The organism is Stenotrophomonas pavanii (genome assembly GCF_900101175.1).
Classification (GTDB): Bacteria; Pseudomonadota; Gammaproteobacteria; order Xanthomonadales; family Xanthomonadaceae; genus Stenotrophomonas; species Stenotrophomonas pavanii.
This window is the reverse complement of the sequence record NZ_FNFQ01000001.1, coordinates 463,064-486,157: the sequence shown is the minus strand read 5'-3', so window position 1 is coordinate 486,157 and position 23,094 is coordinate 463,064. Positions and strand designations below refer to the sequence as shown.

The following is a 23,094-nucleotide window of genomic DNA, read 5'->3' as shown; positions in this document are numbered from 1 at the left end:
AGGCGGTTCGGGAATCCGCAGTCATGCTCGTCACCTTGATGTCGGAGAAGGGTCGGACGCTCGTTCGCGCCGGGTTAATGATTCCCCGGTGCATGTCAACGTTCAGTCTTCGTCTGCGGTCGATCCTGTCCGCTCGGCGTGGCATTCCGGGTTCCATGCGGAGCCGGGAAGCAGTTGCCAACGATTCCTGTTGGCGATGCCGATATCGATCACCTTGGCCGGGTCCACGCAGGGACTCATTGCCTCGTCCAGCACCAGCAACCAGCGCGTGTCCGGCGCCTCGGCCAGCCAGGGGCCGGCATCGTGCCACTGCTCGGCCCAGGGCCGCTTGAAGCCGAACTCGCGCACCGGGCGGTCGGCCTGCAGCAGGTTCTGTTCACGCCAGGCGACCAGCGCCAGCTCTGCATCGGGGCCGATCCTCGCGCCCACCCGGCGCATCACCGCGGACGCCGACGCGTACGGGTCCAGCGCCGGGATCAGCACCAGGCCGTAGAGCATCCACAGCATGCCGTGGGCCAACAGCACCAGGGTTGCCGCACGGCGCACCCGCAGCCACACGATCAGCGTGGCCAGGGCGATGGCGAAAGTCAGCAGGCCATCGCCGAGCACCGGCAGCAGCGTATCCGGCATTGCCCGGCGCTCAAGCTGCGCAAGGGCCCAGGGGTGTTCGGTCAGCAGAAGCACGCCGAGCACGCCGGTGGCCAGCATCAGCACGACGCTGTAGCCGAACAGGTAGCGCCGCACGCACAACCGGCGCAGCAGCCCTGGCAACAACGGGGCCACCGCCAGCGCCATTGCCGGCAGCATCGGCAGTACATAGACCTCGCGCTTGCCCGGGCTGGCGCTGAAGAACACCAGCACCAGAACGGCCCAGCCCAGCAGCAGCCACTGGCGACGGTCGCCACGGCGGATGCGGCGCCACCAAGGCTTGAACAGCATCGGCAGCAGCAGGCTGCCCGGCAGCCACAGCGTGAGGATCACCTGCAGGTAATACCAGGCCGGTTGGCGGTGGTGCCAGGCGTTGGCATAGCGCGTTCCGGTCTGCTTGAACAACAGTTCGTGGGCATACGACTGCAGGGCCGCACTGGGCTCATGCAACAGGGCCCAGCCCAGCGGGGCGAGCCATACCGCCACGCCGAGCAGGAAGGCCGGGATCAGCCACAGCAGCGTTGCCGGGTGCGGACCGTCCACCCGGTGGCCGCGGCGACGCTGGTACAGCCACCAGCCGAACCACGGCAGCACCATCAGCAGCGGCAGGAAACCCACACCCTTGGTCACCGTGCCCAGGCCCGCCGCGAAGCCGGCCAGCCACAGTGCGGGCAGGTTGCGGCGCTCGCACAGGTGGCGCATCAGGCCCCACAGGGCCACCGTGGTCATGCCCACCAGCACCATGTCGATCTGCGCGCGCTTGGCCATCAGGCCAAACTGCAGGGTGCAGAACAGCGCCGCCAAGGCATACAGGGAATGCCGGGGTGACCACAGCCGCCGTGCCAGGTCCGAAACCAGCCACAGGCTGAGCAGGGCGCCCAGCAGCGACGGCAGCAGGAACGACCACTGCCAGCTGCCGACCAGTTCGTAGGCGGCCGCCTGCAGCCACATGAAGACCGGCGGCTTCTCCGCGTACAGCTCCACGCCCCGGTGCGGCAGCAGCCATTCCCCGCTTTCGACCATGGTGCGGGCCGCCAGCACGAAGCGCGGCTCGTCCGGCGGCTGCGGCTGGCGCAGGCCGATGCCGGCGGCCAACGCAGCGATGATCAGCAGCCACAACAGGGGCAGGCGCCAATGGCGGGGCAGGGCTACGGGCACGGCAGGCTCCGGGAGCAAAACGGCCACTCTGACGTGGCAGGGGTAGGAAAGGCGTCGGAGCGGGCGCACGGCGACCGCATTCCGACATGGTCAGCGCTACCATGGTACGAACTTCCGTGGATCTTTCGTGCATGCGTCTGTTGGTGATCGAGGACAACCGCCAGCTGGTGGCCAACCTGTTCGACTACTTCGAGTCGCGCGGGCACGTGCTCGACGTGGCCCCGGACGGCATCACCGGCCTGCACCTGGCCGGCAGCCACCCCTACGACGCGGTGATCCTGGACTGGATGCTGCCGCGCATGGAGGGGCCGGAGGTGCTGCGCCGCCTGCGCGCCGAGCATGCTTCAGAGGTGCCGGTGATCATGCTGACCGCGCGCGACGAGCTGCCGGACAAGATCACCGGCTTCCGCGCGGGGGCCGACGATTACCTCACCAAGCCATTCGCCCTCCCCGAACTGGAGGTGCGGCTGGAGGCACTGCTGACGCGTGCGCAGGGCCGCAATCCGCGCAAGCGCCTGCAGGTCGGCGACCTGGTGCTGGACCTGGCGACCCTGGAGGCCCAGCGTGGCGGCCAGGTGCTGCATCTGTACCCGGCCTGCCGCAAGCTGCTGGAGGTGCTGATGCGGGCCAGCCCGGGCGCGGTGACCCGCCAGCAGCTGGAGTTCGCCCTGTGGGGCGACGAGCCACCCGATGGCGATCTGCTGCGCTCACATGTCTACGAGCTGCGGCGCAGCGTCGACGGCCCGTTCGCCGACAAGCTGATCCACACCCTGCCGCGGGTCGGTTATCGCCTGGCGGTGACCGCCGCCAGTGATGCAGGCAAGGACGATGATGAAGGCGCGTAAGCCGGGCCCGCTGTACCGGCGCGTGGTGTGGTGGTTGCTGGGCTATCTGGCCCTGCTGTCGATCGCCGTGTTCAGCGTTGGCAACTACGTGCACGAGCACGCCGAGCATGCGGCCTGGCGCGCACTGCTCAATTCCGAACTGGACAGCATTGTCGACCACACCGAGCACGAGCCCCATTACCGCTGGCAGGACTCGGACACGCTCAGCCTGTTCCGCTTCGACGAGGGCAACATGCCCGAGAGCGTGCGCACGCTGCACCCGGGGCTGCACGACGGCGTGCCGATCAAGGACCGGCAGACCGCAGTGATGGTGCGCGACACCGGCTCGATGGGGCGGGTGGCGCTGGCGCTGGACATCTCCGACTTCCACGACCTGGAGCAGTTCGCCACGCGCTGGGTGATGCTGGCCGGGGTGATCATGATCTTCGTCACCGTGTTGATGGCGTCGTTCGGCATGGAGCGCATGGTGCGCCCGCTGAGCCTGCTGGCCCAGCACATCGGCGCCCTGCGCCCAGGGGTGCAGGGCCAGCGTATCGAGGTCGACCCGCGCGGCAGTTCCGAGCTGCACACCATCGCCGATGCGTTGAACGATTACCTTGACCGCAACGAGCAGTTCGTCGAGCGCGAGCGGGTCTTCATCAGCACCGCCAGCCACGAACTGCGCACGCCGATCGCGGTGATGACCGGTGCCGCCGAACTGGCACTGGAGCAACCGGGCCTGCCCGAGCGCGCCCGCCAGCAGATGCAGCGGGTGCTGCGCACCGCGCAGAGCGTGGAGCAGCTGATCGAGCTGCTGCTGGTGCTGGCACGTGACCCGGCGCGCCTGGCCGCGCGTGCCGAGCGTATCGCGCTGGACCAGCTGCTGCCGGAAATCGTCGACGACCATCGCCACCTGCTCGGCGACAAGGACCTGAGCATCGGCATCCAGGCCGCGCCGGTGGATATCGTCGCGCCGATGGCGGTGGTGCAGGCGGCGATCGGCAACCTGCTGCGCAATGCCATCGAGAACAGCGGTCGCGGCCATATCGAACTGCAGCTGAGTCCGTCGGCGGTGCTGACCCTGCAGGACCCGGGCCATGGCATGAGCCCGGAGGAAATCGCTGCCATCCACGCGCGCATGGCCCGTGGCGGACGCGCCGATCGTGGCGGCGGTATCGGGCTGGACCTGATTGCGCGCTTGTGCGAACACCTGGGCTGGACCCTGCAGCTGCACCCCTGCGAACCGCGCGGGACGCGCGTCACCCTGGACTTCGGCGCTTCGCGCCCCGCCTGATCCCGCCCGCTGCGCACTGCCGCATGACCCGGCGTGAAGACAATGTTAATCTCAACCTGCGCCGCTTTATGCGGCGCTTTTTTTTTCCGCTCTTTCGATCGACAGAGGATCGCATGCCGACCGAACCCGCTCCTGCCCTGATCAGCAACGACATCGTTGGACTGGGCCTGATTGCCGCCACCCTGGCCCTGATCTTCTGGGCCGCCAGTGGTCCGACGCCGCTGCTGAAGAAGATCTTCGCCTGGGTGCCGGCCCTGCTGCTGTGCTACTTCATCCCCGCCATCTACAACACCGCCGGTGTCATCGATGGCCACAACACCTCGCTGTACAACCCGGTCGCGCGTGACGTGCTGCTGCCGGCCGCGCTGGTCCTGCTGACGCTGTCGATCGACCTGAAAGGCATCGCCAAGCTCGGCCCGAAACTGCTGATCGTGTTCTGCGCCGGTACGGCCGGCATCATGCTCGGTGCGATCGTCTCGTTCCAGCTGATGAAGCTGATCCACCCGGAAACCGTGGCCGGTGATACCTGGGCCGGCATGGCCGCGCTGGCCGGCAGCTGGATCGGGGGGGGCGCCAACATGGTGGCCATGCGCGAGGTGTTCGGCACCGACGCCACTACCTTCGGCCAGTTCGCCGTGGTCGACGTGGCCTGTGCCAGCCTGTGGATGGCGATCCTGCTGTTCCTGGCCAACCGCGCGCAGCAGATCGACACCCGCAACGGGGCCGATACCCGCGCCATCGACGAGATGAAGGCACGGATCAGCGCCTACGAGGCACAGAACGCGCGCATTCCCAGCATGACCGACCTGATGGTGATCGTCGGCGTGGCACTGGGGGGCGTCGGCCTGGCCCACGCCATCGCCGCACCGCTGTCGGGCTGGTTCAAGGCCAACGTCAGCTGGGCCAGCCAGTTCAGCCTGGACAGCCAGTTCGTGTGGGTGATCCTGCTGTCCACGGCGATGGGCCTGGGCTTGAGCTTCACCCGTGCGCGCCGGCTGGAAGCAGCAGGCGCTTCGCGACTGGGCACGGTGTTCCTGTACTTCCTGATCGCCTGCATCGGCATGCAGATGAACCTGCTGTCGCTGCTGGATCGGCCGTGGCTGTTCCTGCTCGGCGCGATCTGGATGGCCACGCACGTGCTGGTGCTGTGGGGCGTAGCCAAGCTGCTGCGCGCGCCGCTGTTCTTCTTTGCGATCGGTTCGCAGGGCAACATCGGCGCGGCCGCCTCGGCCCCCGTGGTCGCAGCGGCGTTCCATCCGACGCTGGCGCCGGTGGGCGTGCTGCTGGGTACCGTGGGCTATGCCACCGGTACCGGGCTGGCGTATGTCACCGGCCTGATCCTGAAGTGGATGGCCAACGGCTGAGTGAGGCGGCCCTGGCTGCGCTTTCCCGCGACCGGGGGTAGATCCACGCCATGCGTGGATGCACTTCATCGAGACCCATGAACAAAGAAGGGGTCAGATCCGTTTCCCGGAGGAAACGGATCTGACCCCTGATGCTTCTCGCCGTCACCGGAAATCTGTCGAAGGTGGGGGCCGGGCTGCAAGCCCGGTACCCACCTCACTCCTCAACAGCAGCGGCCACCGTTGCGTCCGCCGTAGCGCGCTTCCTGACGCTCGCGGAAGAACGTCTTGTAGTCCATCGGCTCCTGGTCCGGGTGCTTTTCCAGCATGTGCCGGACGTAGTTGTCGTAATCGGGAATGCCACAGCACAGCCGTGCGGTCTGCACCAGGCGCCGCCAGATGCGGCGGTGCGCCTGGTACTGCCCCACGGGAACCAGTTGCGTGCTCATCACAGGTCCACCATTTCATGCGGCTTCAGTGCCACGTACGGGGTCTCGCGGTCGCTGCGCTGCGGATTGCGGCGTGCCGCCAGGATGGTCTTGATCGAATACACCAGCACCGCACCCACCACCAGCAGGAACAGCGCGGTCAGGCCGGTGTTGACGTAGGCGTTGACCACGATCTGCTTCATCTGCGCCACCGACTTGGCCGGTGCCGTGATGGTGTCGCTGGCGAGCGCCGCCTGGAACTTGTGTGCCTGCGCGAGGAAGCCCTGCGCCGGGTTGCTGTCGAAGATCTTGATGAAGCCGGCGTAGGTGGTGCAGATCAGCAGCCACACTGCCGGTACCGCGGTGACCCAGGCATAGCGGTCACGCTTCATCTTGAACAGCACCACCGTGCCCAGCATCAGCGCGATGCCGGCCAGCATCTGGTTGGAGATGCCGAACAGCGGCCACAGGGTCTGGATGCCGCCGAACGGGTCGACCACGCCGGTGTAGAGCAGGTAGCCCCACAGCGCCACGCAGCCGGCGGTACCGATGATGTTGGCGGTCCACGACTCGGTCTTCTTCAGGGCCGGCACGAAGTTGCCCAGCAGGTCCTGCAGCATGAAGCGGCCCGCACGGGTGCCGGCATCCACTGCGGTCAGGATGAACAGCGCTTCGAACAGGATCGCGAAGTGGTACCAGAACGCCATCATCGCGTCGCTGCCACTGGGTATCGCTTCGTGCAGGATCTGCGCGATGCCCACCGCCAGGGTCGGCGCACCACCTGCACGATGCAGGATGGTCGGTTCACCGATCGCCGCCGCGGTCGCGGTCAATTGCTCGGGCGTGATGGTGAAGCCCCAGTTGTTGGTGATGTAGTGCGCCGCCGAGGCCGCATCGGCACCGATCACCGCCGCCGGGCTGTTCATCGCGAAGTAGATGCCCGGATCGATGATCGAGGCCGCCACCAGTGCCATCACCGCCACGAACGATTCCATCAGCATGCCGCCGTAGCCGATGTAGCGCATGTGCGCTTCATTGGCCAGCAGCTTCGGCGTGGTGCCGGAGGAAATCAGCGCGTGGAAACCGGATACCGCGCCGCAGGCGATGGTGATGAACAGGAACGGGAACATGCCGCCCTTCCACACCGGGCCATCGCCGCTGGCGGCGAACTGGGTCAGCGCCGGCATCTTCAGTTCCGGCATGACCACCAGGATGCCGATGGCCAGCGCGATGATGGTGCCGATCTTGAGGAAGGTCGACAGGTAATCACGCGGGGCCAGCAGCAGCCACACCGGCAGCACCGAAGCGACGAAGCCGTAGCCGATCAGCATCCAGGTGATCTGGGTGCCGGTGAAGGTGAACGCCGGGCCCCACACCGGGTCGGCGGCGACCTTGCCGCCGTACCAGATCGCGGCCAGCAGCAGGATCAGGCCGACCACCGAGATCTCGCCGATCCTGCCGGGGCGGATGTAGCGCATGTACACGCCCATCAGGATCGCGATGGGCATCGTCGCGATCACCGTGAACATGCCCCACGGGCTTTCGGCCAACGCCTTGACCACCACCATCGCCAGCACCGCCAGGATGATGATCATGATCAGGAACGCGCCGAACAGCGCGATGGTGCCGGGCACCTGGCCCATCTCTTCGCGCACCAGGTCGCCCAGCGAACGGCCGTTACGACGGCTGGACAGGAACAGCACCATGAAGTCCTGCACTGCGCCGGCCAGCACCACGCCCACCACCAGCCACAGCAGGCCGGGCAGGTAGCCCATCTGCGCGGCCAGCACCGGGCCGACCAGCGGGCCAGCACCGGCAATGGCGGCGAAGTGGTGGCCGAACAGGACGTGCTTGTTGGTCGGCACGTAGTCCAGGCCATCGTTGTTGATCACCGCCGGGGTGGCCCGGGTCGGATCCAGCTGCATCACCTTGTTGGCGATGAACAGGCTGTAGAAGCGGTAGGCGACCAGGTACAGCGAGACCGCGGCCACCACGATCCACAGTGCGTTGATGTGCTCGCCGCGGCGCAGGGCCACGGTGCCCAGACAGAATGCGCCGAGCAGGGCGAGTACCGCCCAGCCCAGTTTGGAAAACCCTTTCATGAGGTGCTCTCTCCCGGAAAGACAGTCAAAGAGTCCCGCGTGCCCTCGACAGGGTCAATTGGCACAGGACGAATCGGCGGTAGTACTTTGGTCGTACGACGGTGGTGCTGACGTGCAGCGAACATCAGGGATGGAACAATCGGTTGCGGTGCCATCCATTGGCGTAAGGCCGCGTGGCGTCCATCTTGACCGGCATCCATCCAACAGGAGTCGCCATGAGCCTTCCCGAACCGGTCCGCGTGCTGCGGACCATCCGTGGCATGCCCACGTCCGACGGTGCCGGCGTGCGCCTGACACGTGTCATCGGCGGCCCGACGCTGCCGGACCTGGACCCGTTCCTGCTGCTCGATGAATTCGGCACCGACCGGGCCGAGGACTACATCGCCGGCTTCCCGGAACACCCGCATCGCGGTTTCGAGACCGTTACCTACATGCTCGATGGACGCATGCGGCATCGCGACAACCACGGCAACGAAGGCCTGCTGACCCCGGGCAGCGTGCAGTGGATGACCGCTGGCCGCGGCCTGGTGCACTCGGAGATGCCCGAGCAGGAAAGCGGGCAGATGCGCGGCTTCCAGCTGTGGGTGAACCTGCCGGCGAAGGAGAAGATGACCGCGCCGAAGTACCAGGAGTTCGCGCCCGAGCGCATTCCCGTGGTGCAGCCGGCCGCCGGCGTGGAAGTGAAGGTGATCGCCGGCACGGTCGATGGCACCCGCGGCCCGATCGTGCAGCCGGCCACCGAGCCGCTCTACCTCGACATCACCTTGTCGCCCGACCGCGCCTGGACCTACACGCTGCCGGAGGGCCACAACGCTTTTGCCTACGTGTTCGAAGGTGCGCTGACGGTGGGCGAGCAGGATGCCGCCCGCGATGTCGCGCGCCAGGAACTGGCGGTGCTGGGCGGTGGCGAACAGCTGCACGTGTCGGCCGGCAGCGAAGGCGCGCGGCTGATCCTGGTGGCCGGCCGTCCGTTGCGCGAGCCGGTGATGCGGCACGGCCCATTCGTGATGAACACGCGGCAGGAACTGATGCAGGCCTTCGTCGATTTCCAGGAAGGCAGGTTCTGAGGGAGTGCCGGCCGCTGGCCGGCAACTGCTTTTGATCAGGATCGAAGGGTTTGCCGGCCAGCGGCCGGCACTACCTGCGGATCGAGGTGTATTGCGGGGATGCTGCCAGGCAGTCATCCCCGTCACCTTCAGCGCCCGGCGGCCACGGCCGACGGCGTCAGGCTCATGCCCTGCGCCAGTTGTTGCAGTGAGCCCAGCTCCTGCGCGCTGTCCGGATACAGCGCAATCTGCGCGTAACGCCCTTTGTCGATCTTGACCACGCTGATGCGCCGTTCGGCGTAACCCGGCGGTTGCTGGCCGCCCAGGTCGGGCTGGTACCAGTACAGCGATTCACCGCCGAAGCTGCCTTTTTCCTGGCGCAGCGAGCGGTTCAACGGAATGGCGGGATCACGCGCGCTGAGCATCAGGCTCAGCACTTCGCGACCGTCAGCGGTGCTGGCGCGGCAGACCAGGAAATCGGCCTGCACCTGCTGCTGCCACTGCAGGCCACTGCTGGCCGGCAGCGAAGGACATTCGGACGGTGCCTGCGCGGCGGCCTGGGCCGCGGCGAACAACAGGCTCGACAAGATGACAGGCACGAACTTCATGCATCCCCCAAGGTGATGAGTTGTTTGGCTCCGCCAGCAGGCCCGGCGGCATGGCATCCCATCCCCGGATGCCGCCCCTTCCGGCATGTGCACGGATGGTCAACTCAACCTTAACGGAACGTGAGCAATCGCACAATTCGCGGTTACAGACGTAACCATTGCGGCCGCAGGGCGGCCGCAATGGGTGCCTCATGGATCAGCGGTCGTTGCCGATCCACTTGTAGATCAGGCCGCCGATCGCGCCGCCCAGCAGGGGGGCGACCCAGAACAGCCACAGCTGGCTGACCGCGCCGCTGCCGGCAAAGAAGGCCACGGCGGTGGAGCGGGCCGGGTTCACCGAGGTGTTGGTGACCGGAATGCTGATCAGGTGGATCAGGGTCAGCGACAGGCCGATGGCCAGCGGGGCGAAACCGGCCGGTGCCTTGCCGTGGGTGGAACCCATGATCACGATCAGGAACACCGCCGTCAGCACCACTTCGCACAGGAAGGCGGCTGCCACGCTGTATCCACCGGGCGACAGCGCGCCATAGCCATTGCTGGCGAACGCACCCGCCTGGCTGCCATCGATGGCGAAGCCACTGGCGCCGGAGGCGATCTGCAGCAGGATGAAGCCGGCCAGCAGGCCGCCGGCAACCTGGGCGATGATGTACGGCACCAGATCCCTGGTGGGGAAACGACCACCGGCCCACAGCCCGACGCTGACTGCCGGGTTGAAGTGCGCGCCGGAGATATGGCCGAACGCATAGGCGCCGGTCACCACGGTCAGGCCGAAGGCCAGCGCCACGCCCAGGAAGCCGATCCCCAGCGGATTGCCGTCGCCACCGAACTTGGCGGCCAGCACCGCACTGCCACAGCCCCCCAGAACCAGCCAGAACGTGCCGAGGAATTCGGCGGACAAGCGTTTACCCATGCTCATGTGTTGCACTCCTTTGACGGTCTAAAGTGTGATTTATGTCACATTTCAGTGATCAGCGGGTGACTGTAGCGTCAACGCCGGGTGCAGGGATACACCTTCGGATGTGTGCAACACGCGATGTTCAGTACTGCGGCAGCGGGATGAATTCCTTGTCGTCGCCGGGGATGGTGCCGAAGCGACCGGCCTCCCAGTCGTGCTTGGCCTGCTCGATGCGCTCCTTCGAGCTGGACACGAAGTTCCACCACAGGTGGCGTGGGCCATCCAGCGGCTCACCGCCAAACAGCATCGCCTTCACCGGCGTCTTCGCGCGCAGGCGGCCGCGTGCGCCGGCCTCGGGAATCACCAGGTGCTGCGCAGGAATGTCCACGCCATCCAGCTGCGCCTCGCCTTCGAGGATGTACAGCGCGCGCTCGCGGTGGCCGTCGTCGATATCGATTTCGGCATCGGGGTCGAGATCGATGGCCACGTTGAGGGTGTCGGCGAACACCTTCACCGGCGATTCCTCGCCGTAGGCGCGGCCGGCGATCACACGCAGCCAGGCGCCGTTGCGGCGCTGCTCGGGCAGGGTGGCAGCGGCATGGTGGTAGAACGCCGGCTCGATTTCCTCGTGCGACTTCGGCAGCGCGACCCAGGTCTGCATGCCGTGGATCGGATTGTCATGGTCGCGGTCCGGTTGCGGCGTCCGCTCGGAATGGGCGATGCCGCGGCCGGCGGTCATCCAGTTGACGTCACCGGGGCGGATCACCTGATCCGAGCCCAGCGTGTCGCGGTGCCCGATCGCGCCCGACCACAGGTAGGTGACGGTGGCCAGGCCGATGTGCGGGTGCGGACGCACGTCGATGGCGGTGCCCGGGTGCATCAGTGCCGGACCCATCTGGTCGACGAACACGAACGAACCGATGCTGCGCGCCTGCAGGGTGGGGACGGCGCGACGGACTTCCAGGCCGCCGATGTCGTGCACGCGCGGGGCGATGATGGTGGTCATGCGGGCGTTCTCGCTGGCAGGGATCAGGCGGTCAGCATCGCATGCAGCTGTGACGGGGGCATTCCCCGTATGGGTAACAGGTTGTTCCAGCCAACGGCGCAGCCCCTCGTGGCTGTGGGGGTGGTCGCTGAAGGCGGAAGCAAGATCAAAAGCCGCGCTTGGCCGGGCGGGTGGGTTGCGCAGGACACGCCGTAAACCCCGCTCCGCGGTCCGGCCCAGCCGCTGGCGGCTGTGCGTTCGGGCGCTTGCGAAGCAGTGCTTCGCAAGCAAAGCGCCCTCACCCATGGGGGCTCGATGGCGCCATCCATGGCGCCAACGGTCCTGCGCAACCCACCCGCCCGACCTCTGACAGTTTCCGTGTGCGTCCAGCCACGGAGAAGAAAAAAGAAAATCAAAATCAAACGCGGGTCGCTTCGCTCCTGGTGTCGACCAAGGTCGACACCCACCAGTTCGTAATGATCCGTGCCGAACAAGGTCGACACCTACAGCCATCGCAGTTCACCCACCGTCACCGGGAAACTGTCAGGGGTGGGGCGGTGTCGGGTTGCGGGGTGTCCGCGGCATGGATGCCGCGGCCAAGCCCCCAAGGACGGGTTTACGGCGTCCCCGCAACCCGACACCGCCCCGCCCAACAAACAGAAAAGCCAGAGCCGCTTTGGCTCTGGCTTCTGCTGTGGAACTTGACGTTGCCTCTGCGGGGGCCGGTCCGCAGGCCCGGCCGATGAACTCAGACCACCGGTTCGCGCAGGGCGGGGTTGTCCCAGCCCGGGCGCGGGGCGAAGCGGTCGCCGTGGCGCTGCTGCAGCGCCTTCAGCCGCTCGACGATCGCATCGGCACCGACCGCGCGGATGTGCTGGATCGGACCGCCGCGGAACGGCGCGAAACCAGTACCGAAGATCACGCCAGCATCCAGCAGGTCCGCGTCGGCCACCACGCCCTCGTGCAGGCAGGCCACCGCTTCGTTCAACAGCGGCAGGATCAGGCGGTCCTCCAGATCGGCCGGGGCCTGATAGTCACTGGCCACGTCAGGCTTCTTCGGCTTGCCGTTCTCCCAGGTGTAGATGCCCTGGCCATCCTTCTTGCCGCGCTTGTCCGGTTCCACCGTCTGCAGTGCGGCCGGGATCTGCAGGCCCAGGAACGGCGCCAGTTCGCGGCCGACGCCGGCGGCCACGTCCAGGCCGACCGTGTCGATCAGCTCGATCGGGCCCATCGGCATGCCGAACTTCACCGCAGCCCTGTCGATCACCGGGCCCGGAATGCCCTCGGCATAGGCGGTGGCCGCTTCCAGCATGTACGGGAACAGCACGCGGTTGACCAGGAAGCCCGGGCTGCCGGCCACCGGCACCGGGAACTTGCCCAGCGCCTTGCAGAACGCGGCCAGGCGGCGCTCGGTTTCCGGCGCCATGCCGTCGTGGTGGATGATCTCCACCAGCGGCATCTGCGCGACCGGGTTGAAGTAGTGCAGGCCAGCGAACTGCGCCGGGCGCTGGATGTGGTCGCGCAGTTCCACCAACGGAATCGACGAGGTGTTGGTGGTCAGCAGCGCGTCCAGCTTCATCTTCGGTTCCAGCGTCTGGTACAGCGCACGCTTGGCCTCAGGGTTCTCGATGATCGCTTCGATCACCAGGTCGGCCTCGGCCACACCGTGGCCTTCCAGGTCGGCGCGCAGGCGCGCGGCCACGGCAGGGCGCTTGCTTTCATCGCGCACCTTCTTGGCGAACAGCGCCTGCGCGCGCTCCATGGCCGGGTCGATGAAGCGTTGCTCGCGGTCCTGCAGGGTCACCTCGAAGCCCTTGTAGGCGGCCCATGCGGCGATGTCACCGCCCATCACGCCGGCACCGACCACGTGCACGTGGCGGATGCCGGAATCACCGCCGCCCAGGCCCTTCAGGCGTTCGGTCAGGAAGAAGATGCGGATCAGGTTGCGCGCGGTCGGCGTGCTCGCCAGCTTCACCACCGCACGGCGTTCGGCGTCCAGGCGGGCCTGGATCGGCTTGCCGCCGCTGCGCTGCCAGGTGCTGATCAGCGCATACGGCGCCGGATACTGGTCCTTCTTCGCCTTGCGCGCGACCTGCTTGACCATCTGCGGGGCCAGCAGCGTGCGCGCCAGCCAGGTGTTGGTGGCCCACGCGGTGGCGCGCTGCTTGAACGGGCGGGTGGTGCCGGACAGGGCCAGCGCCACGGCGGTGTCGAGCACCACTGCCGGTGCCACCACCTTGTCGACCAGGCCGATGCCACGCGCGGCCGAGGCCGACAGGGTACGGCCGGTCAACATCATGTCCATCGCTGCGGGAGCGCCCACCAGCTGCGGCAGGCGCGCGCTGCCGCCCCAGCCGGGGAAGATGCCCAACTGGGTTTCCGGCAGGCCGATGCGGGTGCTGCTGTCATTGGACGCCACACGGTAGCGGCAGGCCAACGCCAGCTCGGTGCCGCCGCCCAGGCAGTGGCCGTGGATGGCCGCCACCGTAGGGCAGGGCAGCTCGGCCAGCTTCTGGTACGTGGCCTGGCCGCGACGGATCGCGTCGTTGACGGTGCCGCGCCGATCGAATTCCTGGAACTCCTTCAGGTCGGCACCGGCAATGAAGCCGGCCTTCTTCAACGACTGTATGACCACGCCCTTGGGCGGGTCCAGGGCAATGCGCTCAAGCAGGTCGCCCAGTTCCAGCAGCACGTCCTGCGACATCGCATTGACGCTGCTGTCCTGGCGATCCAGGGAGAGAACCACCACGCCGTCGTCGCGGATCTCGGGGTGCCAGTGGCTGAAGCGGAGACCATCGAAGCCTGAGAGCATGGACGTTCCATCCGGTTGTGTATGGAGAAGCGGCTATGATCCAGAGGTTGTTTCCCCCGCGTCAAATCCCAATAGCAGGGGTGTGGCGTCCCCGGATCCATGGCCGTGGACCGGAACGCTAACGGAACGGTGGTTAAAAGCTGGTGCGGCGCCAGGTGATCGGCGACTGAACTTTTCCCGGGATTGGCAGTCTCATTGCCCGACGTCGGTTGGGCTGACAGGAGTGCGGCCCCTCATGGCCGATGTTGATACACCTCAGGAGCTGGATCTGGAGCTGGTCCGGCGCGTGCAGCACGGCGAGAGTGCCGCGTTCGATGTTCTGGTGCGCAAGTATCAGCATCGGGTCGTGGCTCTGGTCGGTCGCTACATCGCCGACTGGAGCGAATGTCAGGACGTCGCCCAGGACACTTTCATCCGTGCCTACCGCGCGATCGGGAGTTTCCGTGGCGATGCCCAGTTCTCAACCTGGTTGCATCGAATCGCCGTGAATACCGCCAAAAACTACCTGGCTTCACACAATCGACGGCCGCCGACCGATGACATCGACATCGGCGATGCCGAACAGTTCGACAGCGGTACCCGCCTGCGCGACACCGATACGCCCGAACGCGAGTTGATGCGCCAGGAACTGGAACAGACGGTGATGAAGGCCGTCAACGCGCTGCCGGAAGAACTCCGGTCGGCGATCACCCTGCGCGAGGTGGAAGGCCTGAGCTACGAGGATATCGCGCAGAAGATGGGGTGCCCGATCGGCACCGTGCGTTCACGGATCTTCCGGGCGCGCGAGGCGATCGACACCGAACTCCGGCCGCTGTTGGACATCGGCAGCGCCACCCGTGAGAAGAGCCGCGTATGACCAGTAACCCGTTCAACGAATCGCAGAACCATCAATCGCCCGCCGGGCAGCGCCTGGACCAGCGCCATCGCGAGCAGCTGTCGGCGCTGGTCGATGGCGAGCTGGGCGCCGATGAAGCGCGCTTCCTGCTGCGCCGGATGGAGCACGACCCCGAACTGGCCGGCTGCCAGGAGCGCTGGCAGCTGCTGGGCGACGTGATGCGCGGGCAGGCCCCGGCGCTGGCGCCGGCCGGCTTCAGCGCCGCCGTGGCCGCTGCCATTGCCGCCGAGCCGGTGCCACCGTCCGAGCCGCGTCGCCAGGTGCGCCGCGGTGGCTGGCGGGCCTGGGGCGGCGGCGCCGCCCTGGCCGCGTCGGTGGCCGCCGTCGCCCTGTTCATCGGCGGTGAGAAACTGAAGGAGGCGACGCCGGGTGAGCCGCTGGCGCCGCAGGTGATCGCCAGCCAGGCGGAACTGGCGCCGGCACCGACCGCACCGGCTGCGGTGACCGAGGCGTCGGTGGATACGGCCGCGATGGCCGTGGCTGCTGCGCCGGCCGTGGCGATGGCCGCCTCCAGCCGCCGCCAGGACGCCCGCCGTGCCAGCGCCACGCGTACCCAGCAGGCCGGGCGTGCCGCGCAGCGCGATGAGGCCCCGCAACGGGCCATCGCCGCAGCGCCGGCGCCGTTGACCCCGACCGTGCCGGCCAACGCCAATCGCAACCTGCCGTTCGGCGAGGTGGGCGGACTGCAGGCCCGGCCGTGGCCGCGCTCCAGCCTGGCGCCCGCTGCCGGTGGCGCACTCAATGCCAGCTTCCCGGCCCATGCCGGCGGCGCGGCGTTCTATCCGTTCGAGCCGCGCCTGCAGGACGAGCTGCCGGTGCCGCCGCGCCCGCGCGACTGAGCCGGGCCTTCACGCCCCGCCGTCGGCGGGGCCCGTATTCCTCTTTCCATCCGACCCGGAGGTTGCCGTCCGATGATTCCCCGACTTCGCACGCAGGCCATTGGCCTGCTGGCCCTGACCCTTCCCCTGGCGGCCTGCGCGCAGGCGCCGGCGCCCGTCGCGCAGACCCAGCCCGCGCCAGCCGCGGCCGCGCGGGCACCGGCGCAGCCGCTGGTCAGTGGCCTGCCCGACTTCACCAACCTGGTCGAACAGGTCGGCCCGGGCGTGGTCAACGTCGATACCACCATCGTCCGCAACAACCGCCAGGCCGCGCGCGGCCCGATGGGCGACGATGACATGCCGGAGTTCTTCCGCCGCTTCTTTGGTCCCGACTTCCCGATGCCGGGCCAGGGGCCGGGTGGGCCGGACGGTGGCCCCAGCATCAAGGGCCGTGGCATGGGCTCGGGCTTCATCATCTCGCCAGATGGTTATGTGCTGACCAACTACCACGTGGTGGCCGACGCCAGTGACGTGAAGGTCAAGCTGGGCGACAGCCGTGAGTTCACCGCCAAGGTGGTGGGCAGCGACCAGCAGTACGACGTTGCGCTGCTGAAGATCGACGGCAAGAACCTGCCGACCGTGCGCGTGGGGGATTCCAACACCCTGAAGCCGGGCCAATGGGTCGTCGCGATCGGCTCTCCGTTCGGCCTCGACCATTCCGTTACCGCGGGCGTGGTCAGCGCCGTCGGCCGCAGTACGGGGGGGCCCGACCAGCGCTACGTGCCGTTCATCCAGACCGACGTGGCGATCAACCAGGGCAATTCCGGTGGCCCGCTGCTGAATACCCGCGGCGAGGTGGTCGGCATCAACTCGCAGATCTTCTCCGCCTCCGGCGGCTACATGGGCATCAGCTTCGCGATTCCGATCGATCTGGCGATGAGTGCGGTCGAGCAGATCAAGAAGAGCGGCAAGGTCACCCGGGGCCAGCTCGGCGCGGTGGTCGAGCCGATCGATTCGCTGAAGGCGCAGGGCCTGGGCCTGCCGGACAGCCGTGGCGCCCTGGTCAACCAGATCGTGGCCGGCAGTGCGGCCGCCAAGGCGGGCGTGCAGGTGGGTGATGTCATCCGCTCGGTCAACGGCAGCCCGGTCAACAGCTGGTCCGATCTGCCGCCGCTGATCGGTGCAATGGCGCCGGGCAGCAAGGTCAACCTGGTGGTGTACCGCGACGGCAAGCCGCATGACCTCAGCGCGACCCTGACCGCACTGAGTGAAGACGGCCAGGCCACTGCCCGCGGGCCGGCGGCCGGCGGGGCCGAGGCGGCGCCGCAGACCGGCGTCAATGCCCTGCTGGGGCTGGACGTGAGCGACCTGAGCGCGGCCCAGCGCAAGCAGTTCGGGCTCAACAGCAACGAAGGCGTGCGCATCACCGCGGTCAAGGGCCAGGCCGCGCGTGATGCCGGGCTGTCGCCGGGCATGGTGATCCTGCAGGTTGGCCGGGTCGCGGTCGGCAGCGTGGATGCCCTGAACCGGGCGCTGTCCAGCTTCAAGAAGGACGACGTGGTGATGCTGCTGGTCCGCACGGCCAACGGCAACAGCGCCTTCGTGGCGGTCAAGGCCGGCCAGTAAGGCCCGCCGGGGCCGCTCCGGCGGCCTGCGTCTCCCCCCGAAGCCCCGCCCCGGCGGGGCTTCGGCCGTTCCAGGGCGGGTACGACGCGGCCGTTTTCGCGGCGGGGCGCCGGGCATGCGATAATCGACCGTTACCCTGACGACGCCGCGCGCCGCCGCCACCTATGTCTTCTGATTCGATGCGGAACATCCGCAACTTCTCCATCATCGCCCATGTCGACCACGGCAAGTCCACGCTGGCCGACCGCATCATCCAGCTCTGTGGTGGCCTGCAGGCCCGCGAGATGGAAGCGCAGGTGCTCGACTCCAATCCGATCGAGCGCGAGCGTGGCATCACGATCAAGGCACAGTCGGTGTCGCTGCCCTACCTGGCCAAGGACGGGCAGACCTACCACCTGAACTTCATCGACACCCCCGGGCATGTCGACTTCTCCTATGAAGTCAGCCGCTCGCTGGCCGCCTGCGAAGGCGCGCTGCTGGTGGTCGATGCGGCGCAGGGCGTGGAAGCCCAGTCGGTGGCCAACTGCTACACCGCCGTGGAGCAGGGCCTGGAAGTGGTGCCGGTGATCAACAAGATCGACCTGCCGACCGCCGACATCGAGCGCGCCAAGGCCGAGATCGAGGCCGTGATCGGCATCGATGCCTCCGACGCCGTGCCGGTCAGTGCCAAGACCGGCCTGAACGTGCAGGACGTGCTGGAAGCGATCGTGCACCGCATTCCGCCGCCGGCGCCGCGCGACACCGACAAGCTGCAGGCGCTGATCATCGACTCGTGGTTCGACAACTACCTCGGCGTGGTGTCGCTGGTGCGCGTGATGCAGGGCGAGATCAAGGCCGGTGACAAGCTGCAGGTGATGTCGACCGGCCGCAACCACCAGGTCGACAACGTCGGCGTGTTCACGCCGAAGCGGAAAGTGCTGCCGGCGCTGCGTGCCGGTGAAGTGGGTTGGGTCACCGCCAGCATCAAGGACGTGCATGGTGCGCCGGTCGGCGACACCCTCACCCTGGCTGGCGACCCGGCGCCCAAGCCGCTGCCGGGCTTCCAGGAAATGCAGCCGCGCGTGTTCGCCGGCCTGTTCCCGGTCGATGCCGAGGACTACCCGGACCTGCGCGAAGCGCTGGACAAGCTGCGCCTGAACGATGCCGCGCTGCGCTTCGAGCCGGAAAGCTCCGAAGCGATGGGCTTCGGCTTCCGCTGCGGCTTCCTGGGCATGCTGCACATGGAAATCGTGCAGGAACGCCTGGAACGCGAATACAACCTGGACCTGATCAGCACCGCGCCGACGGTGGTGTACGAGGTCCTGAAGACCGATGGCTCGATCATCAACATGGACAACCCGGCCAAGCTGCCGCCGGTGAACCAGGTCGAGGAGATCCGCGAGCCGATCATCCGCGCCAACGTGCTCACCCCCGAGGAGTACATCGGCAACATCATCAAGCTGTGCGAAGAAAAGCGCGGCAGCCAGATCGGCATCAACTACCTGGGCAGCCAGGTGCAGATCAGCTACGAGCTGCCGATGGCCGAGGTTGTGCTGGACTTCTTCGACAAGCTGAAGTCGGTCAGCCGCGGCTATGCCTCGCTCGATTACCACTTCGTGCGCTTCGACGCGGGCCCGTTCGTGCGCGTGGACGTGCTGATCAACGGTGACAAGGTCGATGCGCTGTCGCTGATCGTGCACCGCAGCCACGCCGACCGCCGTGGCCGCGAACTGTGCGAGAAGATGAAGGACCTGATCCCGCGCCAGATGTTCGACGTGGCCATCCAGGCTGCCGTCGGCTCGCAGATCATCGCCCGCACCACGGTCAAGGCCATGCGCAAGAACGTGCTGGCCAAGTGCTATGGTGGCGACGTTTCGCGCAAGAAGAAGCTTCTGGAAAAGCAGAAGGAAGGCAAGAAGCGCATGAAGCAGGTCGGACGCGTGGAGATTCCGCAGGAAGCGTTCCTGGCCGTCCTGCAGATGGACAACAAGTAAGGCCCGCACCGGCCCTGCGGGGCCGGTCGTCTGGTGACGTTGCAAAGGACCCTGAATGAAACTGTTTGAGATCCTCCTGGTCGTGCTGACCCTGGCCTCGGGCCTGATCCTGCTCGCGGACAAGCTGTACCTCGCCAAGCGTCGCGCCCAGCGCGCGGGCCTGCTCGACTCCGAGCCGGTGCTGGTGGATTACTCGCGTGCGTTCTTCCCGGTGCTGGCGATCGTGCTGATCGTGCGCAGTTTCATCGCCGAGCCGTACAAGATCCCGTCCAGCTCGATGATGCCGAACCTGCTGATCGGCGATTTCATCCTGGTCAACAAGTTCTCCTACGGCCTGCGCCTGCCGATCAGCAACACCAAGATCGTGCCGTTTGGCGAGCCGTCGCGCGGTGACGTGGTGGTGTTCCACTTCCCCGGCCACAGCGACAACGATCCGGCCAAGGGCGAGAACTTCATCAAGCGCGTGATCGGCGTGCCGGGTGACACCGTGGTCTTCGAAGGCGACGGCGTGATCCTCAACGGCGAGCCGCTGAAGTACGACAACAAGGGCATCTATGCCGGGCACAAGGGCCAGGGCGAGGGTGCCAACCTGCTGGTCGAGCACCTGCCGGGCCGCACCCACACCGTGCTGGAGACCGACTACCCGCGTGGCCAGGGCCAGTGGACCGTGCCGGCCGGCAAGTACCTGGTGATGGGCGACAACCGTGACAACAGCGATGATGGCCGTTTCTGGGGGCTGCTGCCGGAAGAAAACCTGCGCGGCAAGGCCTTCCTGATCTGGCTGAACTGCCAGGGCTGGTTCTGCAAGGATGGCTTCGAGCCGTCGCGGATCGGCTCGGGCATCAACTGAGTACCTTCACATCCAACGCGTATCTGGGGAGAACGCAATGAAGACGATGAACACGCAGCGTGGCATGACCCTGACCTCGTTCCTGACGGTCCTGATCGTGGTCGGTTTCTTCCTGTACATCGGCATGAAGCTGTTCCCGATGTACCAGGAGTATTACGCGGTGCGCTCGGCGATGAAGAGCCTGGCCAACGAGCCGGGCGTGGGCAGCATGGAGCCGGCCCGGATCCAGGATCTGTTCTTCAAGCGCCTGTACATCAACTACTCGGAAAACGTGAAGCCGGCCAACGTGAAGTTCGACCGTCGCGACAATGGCTGGACCCTCAAGGTCAACTACGAAGTGCGCCGTCCGCTGGTCGGCAACCTGGATGTGGTTGGCAAATTCGATTCATCCCAGGACCTGACCCGAAGCGGTGCCGAATAAACCTTTCCAACGTGGCGACCTGATCGGTCATCCCTTCCGCGACCCGGCGCTGCTCACGCAGGCGCTGACCCATCGCAGTGCCGGCGCGCCGCACAACGAGCGCCTGGAATTCCTGGGCGACAGCATCGTCAACATGATGGTGGCCGAAGCGCTGTACCAGCGCTGGCCCAAGACCGACGAGGGCGCGCTGACCCGCGCCCGCGCCGAGCTGGTGCGCGAGGGGGCGCTGGCGCTGATCGCCCGCACGCTGCAGCTGGGCGAACGCCTGACGCTGGGGCCGGGCGAGATGAAGTCCGGCGGCCACCGCCGCGATTCGATCCTGGCCGATGCGCTGGAAGCCGTGGTGGCTGCGATCTACCTGGATGCCGGTTTCGAGGCCTGCCGGACGGTGGTACTGCCCTGGTTCAGCGCTTCGATCGAGGCACTGCCGGCCTCCGGCCGGCCCGAGAAGGACCCCAAGACCCGCCTGCAGGAATGGCTGCAGGCCCGACAGAAGGCGTTGCCGCAGTACGAACTGGTGTCAGAATCCGGTGACGACCACGCCAAACATTTCCGGGTACGCTGCAACGTAGCTGACCCGGCCGCCAGCACCGAGGGCGAAGGCCCCTCGCGGCGGCTTGCCGAACAACAGGCGGCTGCGGCCGTCCTAGAACAACTGGATTCCAAGTGAGCGAACAAACTCCCCATCATTGCGGCAGCGTGGCCGTCATCGGCCGCCCGAACGTGGGCAAGTCGACCCTGACCAATGCCCTGGTCGGCGCCAAGGTCAGCATCGTCTCCAACCGCCCGCAGACCACACGCCATCGCCTGCTGGGCATCGCCACCTATCCGGAAGGCCAGCTGGTGCTGGTCGATACCCCCGGCCTGCACAAGGTGCAGAAGCGGGCGATGAACCGGGTGATGAACCGCGCTGCGCGCGGCTCGCTGGAAGGCGTCGACGCCGGCCTGCTGGTGATCGAAGCCGGCCGCTGGGACGAAGAGGACAGCCTGGCCTTCAACGTGCTGCGCGACGCCGGCATCCCGGTGGTGCTGGTGGTCAACAAGATCGATCGCCTGAAGGAAAAGGGCGCGCTGCTGCCGTTCCTGCAGCAGGTGACCGAAGGCCGCGACTTCGCCGCGGTGCACCCGATCTCGGCGCAGAAGCGCAACGGCTTGGAAGCATTGGTGCGCGACGTGCTCAAGCTGCTGCCCGAAGCCCCGCCGATGTTCGGCGAGGACGAGATCACCGACCGCAGCCAGCGCTTCCTGGCCGGTGAACTGGTGCGCGAGCAGCTGATGCGCCAGCTCGGCGAGGAACTGCCTTACGCCACCACGGTCGAGATCGAGCGCTTCACCGAAGACGGCAATCTGCTGCGCATCGGTGCGGTGATCTGGGTCGAGCGCGAGGGCCAGAAGGCCATCGTGATCGGCAAGGGCGGCGCTCGCCTGAAGGAGATCGGCGCCAAGTCGCGCCTGCAGATGGAACGCCTGTTCGGAGCCAAGGTGTTCCTGGAAACCTGGGTGCGCGTGCGTGAAGGCTGGTCCGACGACGAGGCCGCACTGAAGGCCTTCGGCTACGAGTAAGCGGTCGCGGTCGCTTCGATGATGATCGAGGACGACACCGGCTTCGTGCTGCACGCACGGGCCTACCGCGAGACCAGCCTGCTGGTCGAAGTGTTGAGCGCGCAGCACGGCCGTATCGGACTGCTCGCGCGCGGCGTGTCCACCGCCAAGGGCCAGGTGCTGCGCGCGGCCCTGCAGCCGTTGCAGTGGATCCGCTTCAGTGCCCAGCAGCGCGGTGAACTGGCCCAGCTGCGGGGTGCCGAAGCGCTGGATGCGGCGCCACGCCTGGTCGGCCAGGCGATGCTGGCCGGCTTCTACCTGAGTGAACTGACCCTGCGCCTGGCCCCGCGCCAGGACCCGCTGCCGGAGCTGTACCTGGCTTACGGCGAAGCACGCGCACGGCTGGCGATAGGTGCCGGGCTGGCCTGGACCCTGCGCCGCTACGAACGCGAGCTGCTGGCCGCGCTGGGCCTGGGCTTTGCGCTGGACAGTGCCAGCGACGGCCAGCCCATCGACCCGGCGGCGCGCTACGAACTGGACCCGCAGGAGGGGGCGCAGCGCCTGCTGAGCGAGCGTGGCGGGGAGCGCCGGGCGGCGGCCACTGGCTCGGCGCTGCTGGCCCTGGCGGCCGACGAAGAGCCGGATGCCGCCGATCTGGCCAGCCTGCGCCTGCCGATGCGGCGGGTCCTGGCCCATCATCTCGGGCCGCGCGGCCTGAAGTCCTGGGAAATGCTCGAGCAGCTTGCGCCCCGCAGGTAGGGGGTGTTCGGCAGGGCTTGCAGCCCTGCACCTGCCGAAGCCGAATCAACGTCAACGTCAACGGCAA

At 67.2% G+C, this 23,094-nt stretch carries 20 protein-coding genes; 13 read left to right on the top strand and 7 right to left on the bottom strand.

Annotated features, from left to right (window positions below; translation table 11 throughout):
• Positions 1 to 102 precede the first annotated feature (102 nt).
• Complete coding sequence (locus tag BLS66_RS02325; protein ID WP_414615309.1) at positions 103 to 1,824, bottom strand: ArnT family glycosyltransferase; 1,722 nt, start codon at positions 1,822 to 1,824, stop codon at positions 103 to 105.
• 113 nt (positions 1,825 to 1,937) lie between these two features.
• On the opposite strand from BLS66_RS02325, the gene BLS66_RS02320 reads away from it, so the two are divergent.
• From BLS66_RS02320 to BLS66_RS02310, 3 genes are all read left to right on the top strand, one after another.
• Entirely contained in the window at positions 1,938 to 2,651 is a 714-nt protein-coding gene (locus BLS66_RS02320; protein WP_053461045.1) for a response regulator transcription factor, read from the top strand.
• Positions 2,638 to 3,924, top strand: a complete 1,287-nt coding sequence (locus BLS66_RS02315; protein ID WP_049467484.1) for a sensor histidine kinase — start codon at positions 2,638 to 2,640, stop codon at positions 3,922 to 3,924. Before BLS66_RS02320 ends, BLS66_RS02315 begins: the two co-directional genes overlap by 14 nt.
• 113 nt (positions 3,925 to 4,037) lie before the next feature.
• Positions 4,038 to 5,288: a DUF819 family protein gene (locus BLS66_RS02310; RefSeq protein ID WP_057493449.1), complete on the top strand. Its 1,251-nt coding sequence runs from the start codon at positions 4,038 to 4,040 to the stop codon at positions 5,286 to 5,288.
• Positions 5,289 to 5,491: 203 nt separating this feature from the next.
• Here the strand turns inward: BLS66_RS02310 and BLS66_RS02305 are convergent, their stop codons facing one another.
• Positions 5,492 to 5,716, bottom strand: coding sequence for a YbdD/YjiX family protein (locus BLS66_RS02305; protein ID WP_049467479.1), 225 nt, complete (start codon positions 5,714 to 5,716; stop codon positions 5,492 to 5,494).
• Positions 5,716 to 7,797: a carbon starvation CstA family protein gene (locus BLS66_RS02300; RefSeq protein WP_074724983.1), complete on the bottom strand. Its 2,082-nt coding sequence runs from the start codon at positions 7,795 to 7,797 to the stop codon at positions 5,716 to 5,718. The genes BLS66_RS02305 and BLS66_RS02300 overlap by 1 nt, the downstream gene beginning before the upstream one ends.
• Before the next feature lie 215 nt (positions 7,798 to 8,012).
• On the opposite strand from BLS66_RS02300, the gene BLS66_RS02290 reads away from it, so the two are divergent.
• On the top strand, positions 8,013 to 8,864 hold the full coding sequence (locus BLS66_RS02290) for a pirin family protein (protein WP_049467476.1): 852 nt from the start codon (positions 8,013 to 8,015) through the stop codon (positions 8,862 to 8,864).
• Between the two features lie 128 nt (positions 8,865 to 8,992).
• Here the strand turns inward: BLS66_RS02290 and BLS66_RS02285 are convergent, their stop codons facing one another.
• The 4 genes from BLS66_RS02285 to BLS66_RS02270 form a co-directional block, all read right to left on the bottom strand.
• Positions 8,993 to 9,451: a hypothetical protein gene (locus BLS66_RS02285; protein ID WP_049467474.1), complete on the bottom strand. Its 459-nt coding sequence runs from the start codon at positions 9,449 to 9,451 to the stop codon at positions 8,993 to 8,995.
• Between the two features lie 196 nt (positions 9,452 to 9,647).
• Entirely contained in the window at positions 9,648 to 10,367 is a 720-nt protein-coding gene (aqpZ, locus tag BLS66_RS02280) for an aquaporin Z (RefSeq protein ID WP_057493448.1), read from the bottom strand.
• A gap of 121 nt (positions 10,368 to 10,488) precedes the next feature.
• On the bottom strand, positions 10,489 to 11,352 hold the full coding sequence (locus BLS66_RS02275) for a pirin family protein (RefSeq protein WP_049427674.1): 864 nt from the start codon (positions 11,350 to 11,352) through the stop codon (positions 10,489 to 10,491).
• Positions 11,353 to 12,079: 727 nt separating this feature from the next.
• Entirely contained in the window at positions 12,080 to 14,143 is a 2,064-nt protein-coding gene (locus BLS66_RS02270; RefSeq protein WP_049466844.1) for a 3-hydroxyacyl-CoA dehydrogenase NAD-binding domain-containing protein, read from the bottom strand.
• Between the two features lie 235 nt (positions 14,144 to 14,378).
• Between BLS66_RS02270 and rpoE the strand changes: the two genes are divergently transcribed.
• From rpoE to recO, 9 genes are all read left to right on the top strand, one after another.
• Entirely contained in the window at positions 14,379 to 14,999 is a 621-nt protein-coding gene (gene rpoE, locus BLS66_RS02265) for an RNA polymerase sigma factor RpoE (RefSeq protein ID WP_014038091.1), read from the top strand.
• Positions 14,996 to 15,877, top strand: a complete 882-nt coding sequence (locus BLS66_RS02260; protein WP_057493447.1) for a sigma-E factor negative regulatory protein — start codon at positions 14,996 to 14,998, stop codon at positions 15,875 to 15,877. The genes rpoE and BLS66_RS02260 overlap by 4 nt, the downstream gene beginning before the upstream one ends.
• Before the next feature lie 72 nt (positions 15,878 to 15,949).
• The gene (locus tag BLS66_RS02255; RefSeq protein WP_064238984.1) at positions 15,950 to 17,482 is read left to right on the top strand and encodes a DegQ family serine endoprotease; all 1,533 of its coding nucleotides are present in this window, start codon (positions 15,950 to 15,952) and stop codon (positions 17,480 to 17,482) included.
• 179 nt (positions 17,483 to 17,661) lie between these two features.
• Positions 17,662 to 19,455: a translation elongation factor 4 gene (gene lepA / locus BLS66_RS02250; RefSeq protein WP_049435304.1), complete on the top strand. Its 1,794-nt coding sequence runs from the start codon at positions 17,662 to 17,664 to the stop codon at positions 19,453 to 19,455.
• A 55-nt stretch (positions 19,456 to 19,510) separates the two neighbouring features.
• A complete protein-coding gene (gene lepB, locus BLS66_RS02245) occupies positions 19,511 to 20,305 on the top strand; it encodes a signal peptidase I (protein WP_049464368.1) in 795 nt (264 codons plus the stop codon).
• 37 nt (positions 20,306 to 20,342) lie between these two features.
• Positions 20,343 to 20,726, top strand: coding sequence for a DUF4845 domain-containing protein (locus BLS66_RS02240; protein WP_049464366.1), 384 nt, complete (start codon positions 20,343 to 20,345; stop codon positions 20,724 to 20,726).
• Positions 20,716 to 21,396, top strand: coding sequence for a ribonuclease III (gene rnc, locus BLS66_RS02235; protein ID WP_074724981.1), 681 nt, complete (start codon positions 20,716 to 20,718; stop codon positions 21,394 to 21,396). Before BLS66_RS02240 ends, rnc begins: the two co-directional genes overlap by 11 nt.
• Positions 21,393 to 22,289 (top strand): GTPase Era, encoded by an 897-nt coding sequence (gene era, locus BLS66_RS02230; protein ID WP_005410599.1) that lies wholly within the window; start codon positions 21,393 to 21,395, stop codon positions 22,287 to 22,289. Before rnc ends, era begins: the two co-directional genes overlap by 4 nt.
• 18 nt (positions 22,290 to 22,307) lie before the next feature.
• Positions 22,308 to 23,027, top strand: a complete 720-nt coding sequence (recO, locus tag BLS66_RS02225) for a DNA repair protein RecO (RefSeq protein ID WP_074724980.1) — start codon at positions 22,308 to 22,310, stop codon at positions 23,025 to 23,027.
• Positions 23,028 to 23,094 lie beyond the last annotated feature (67 nt).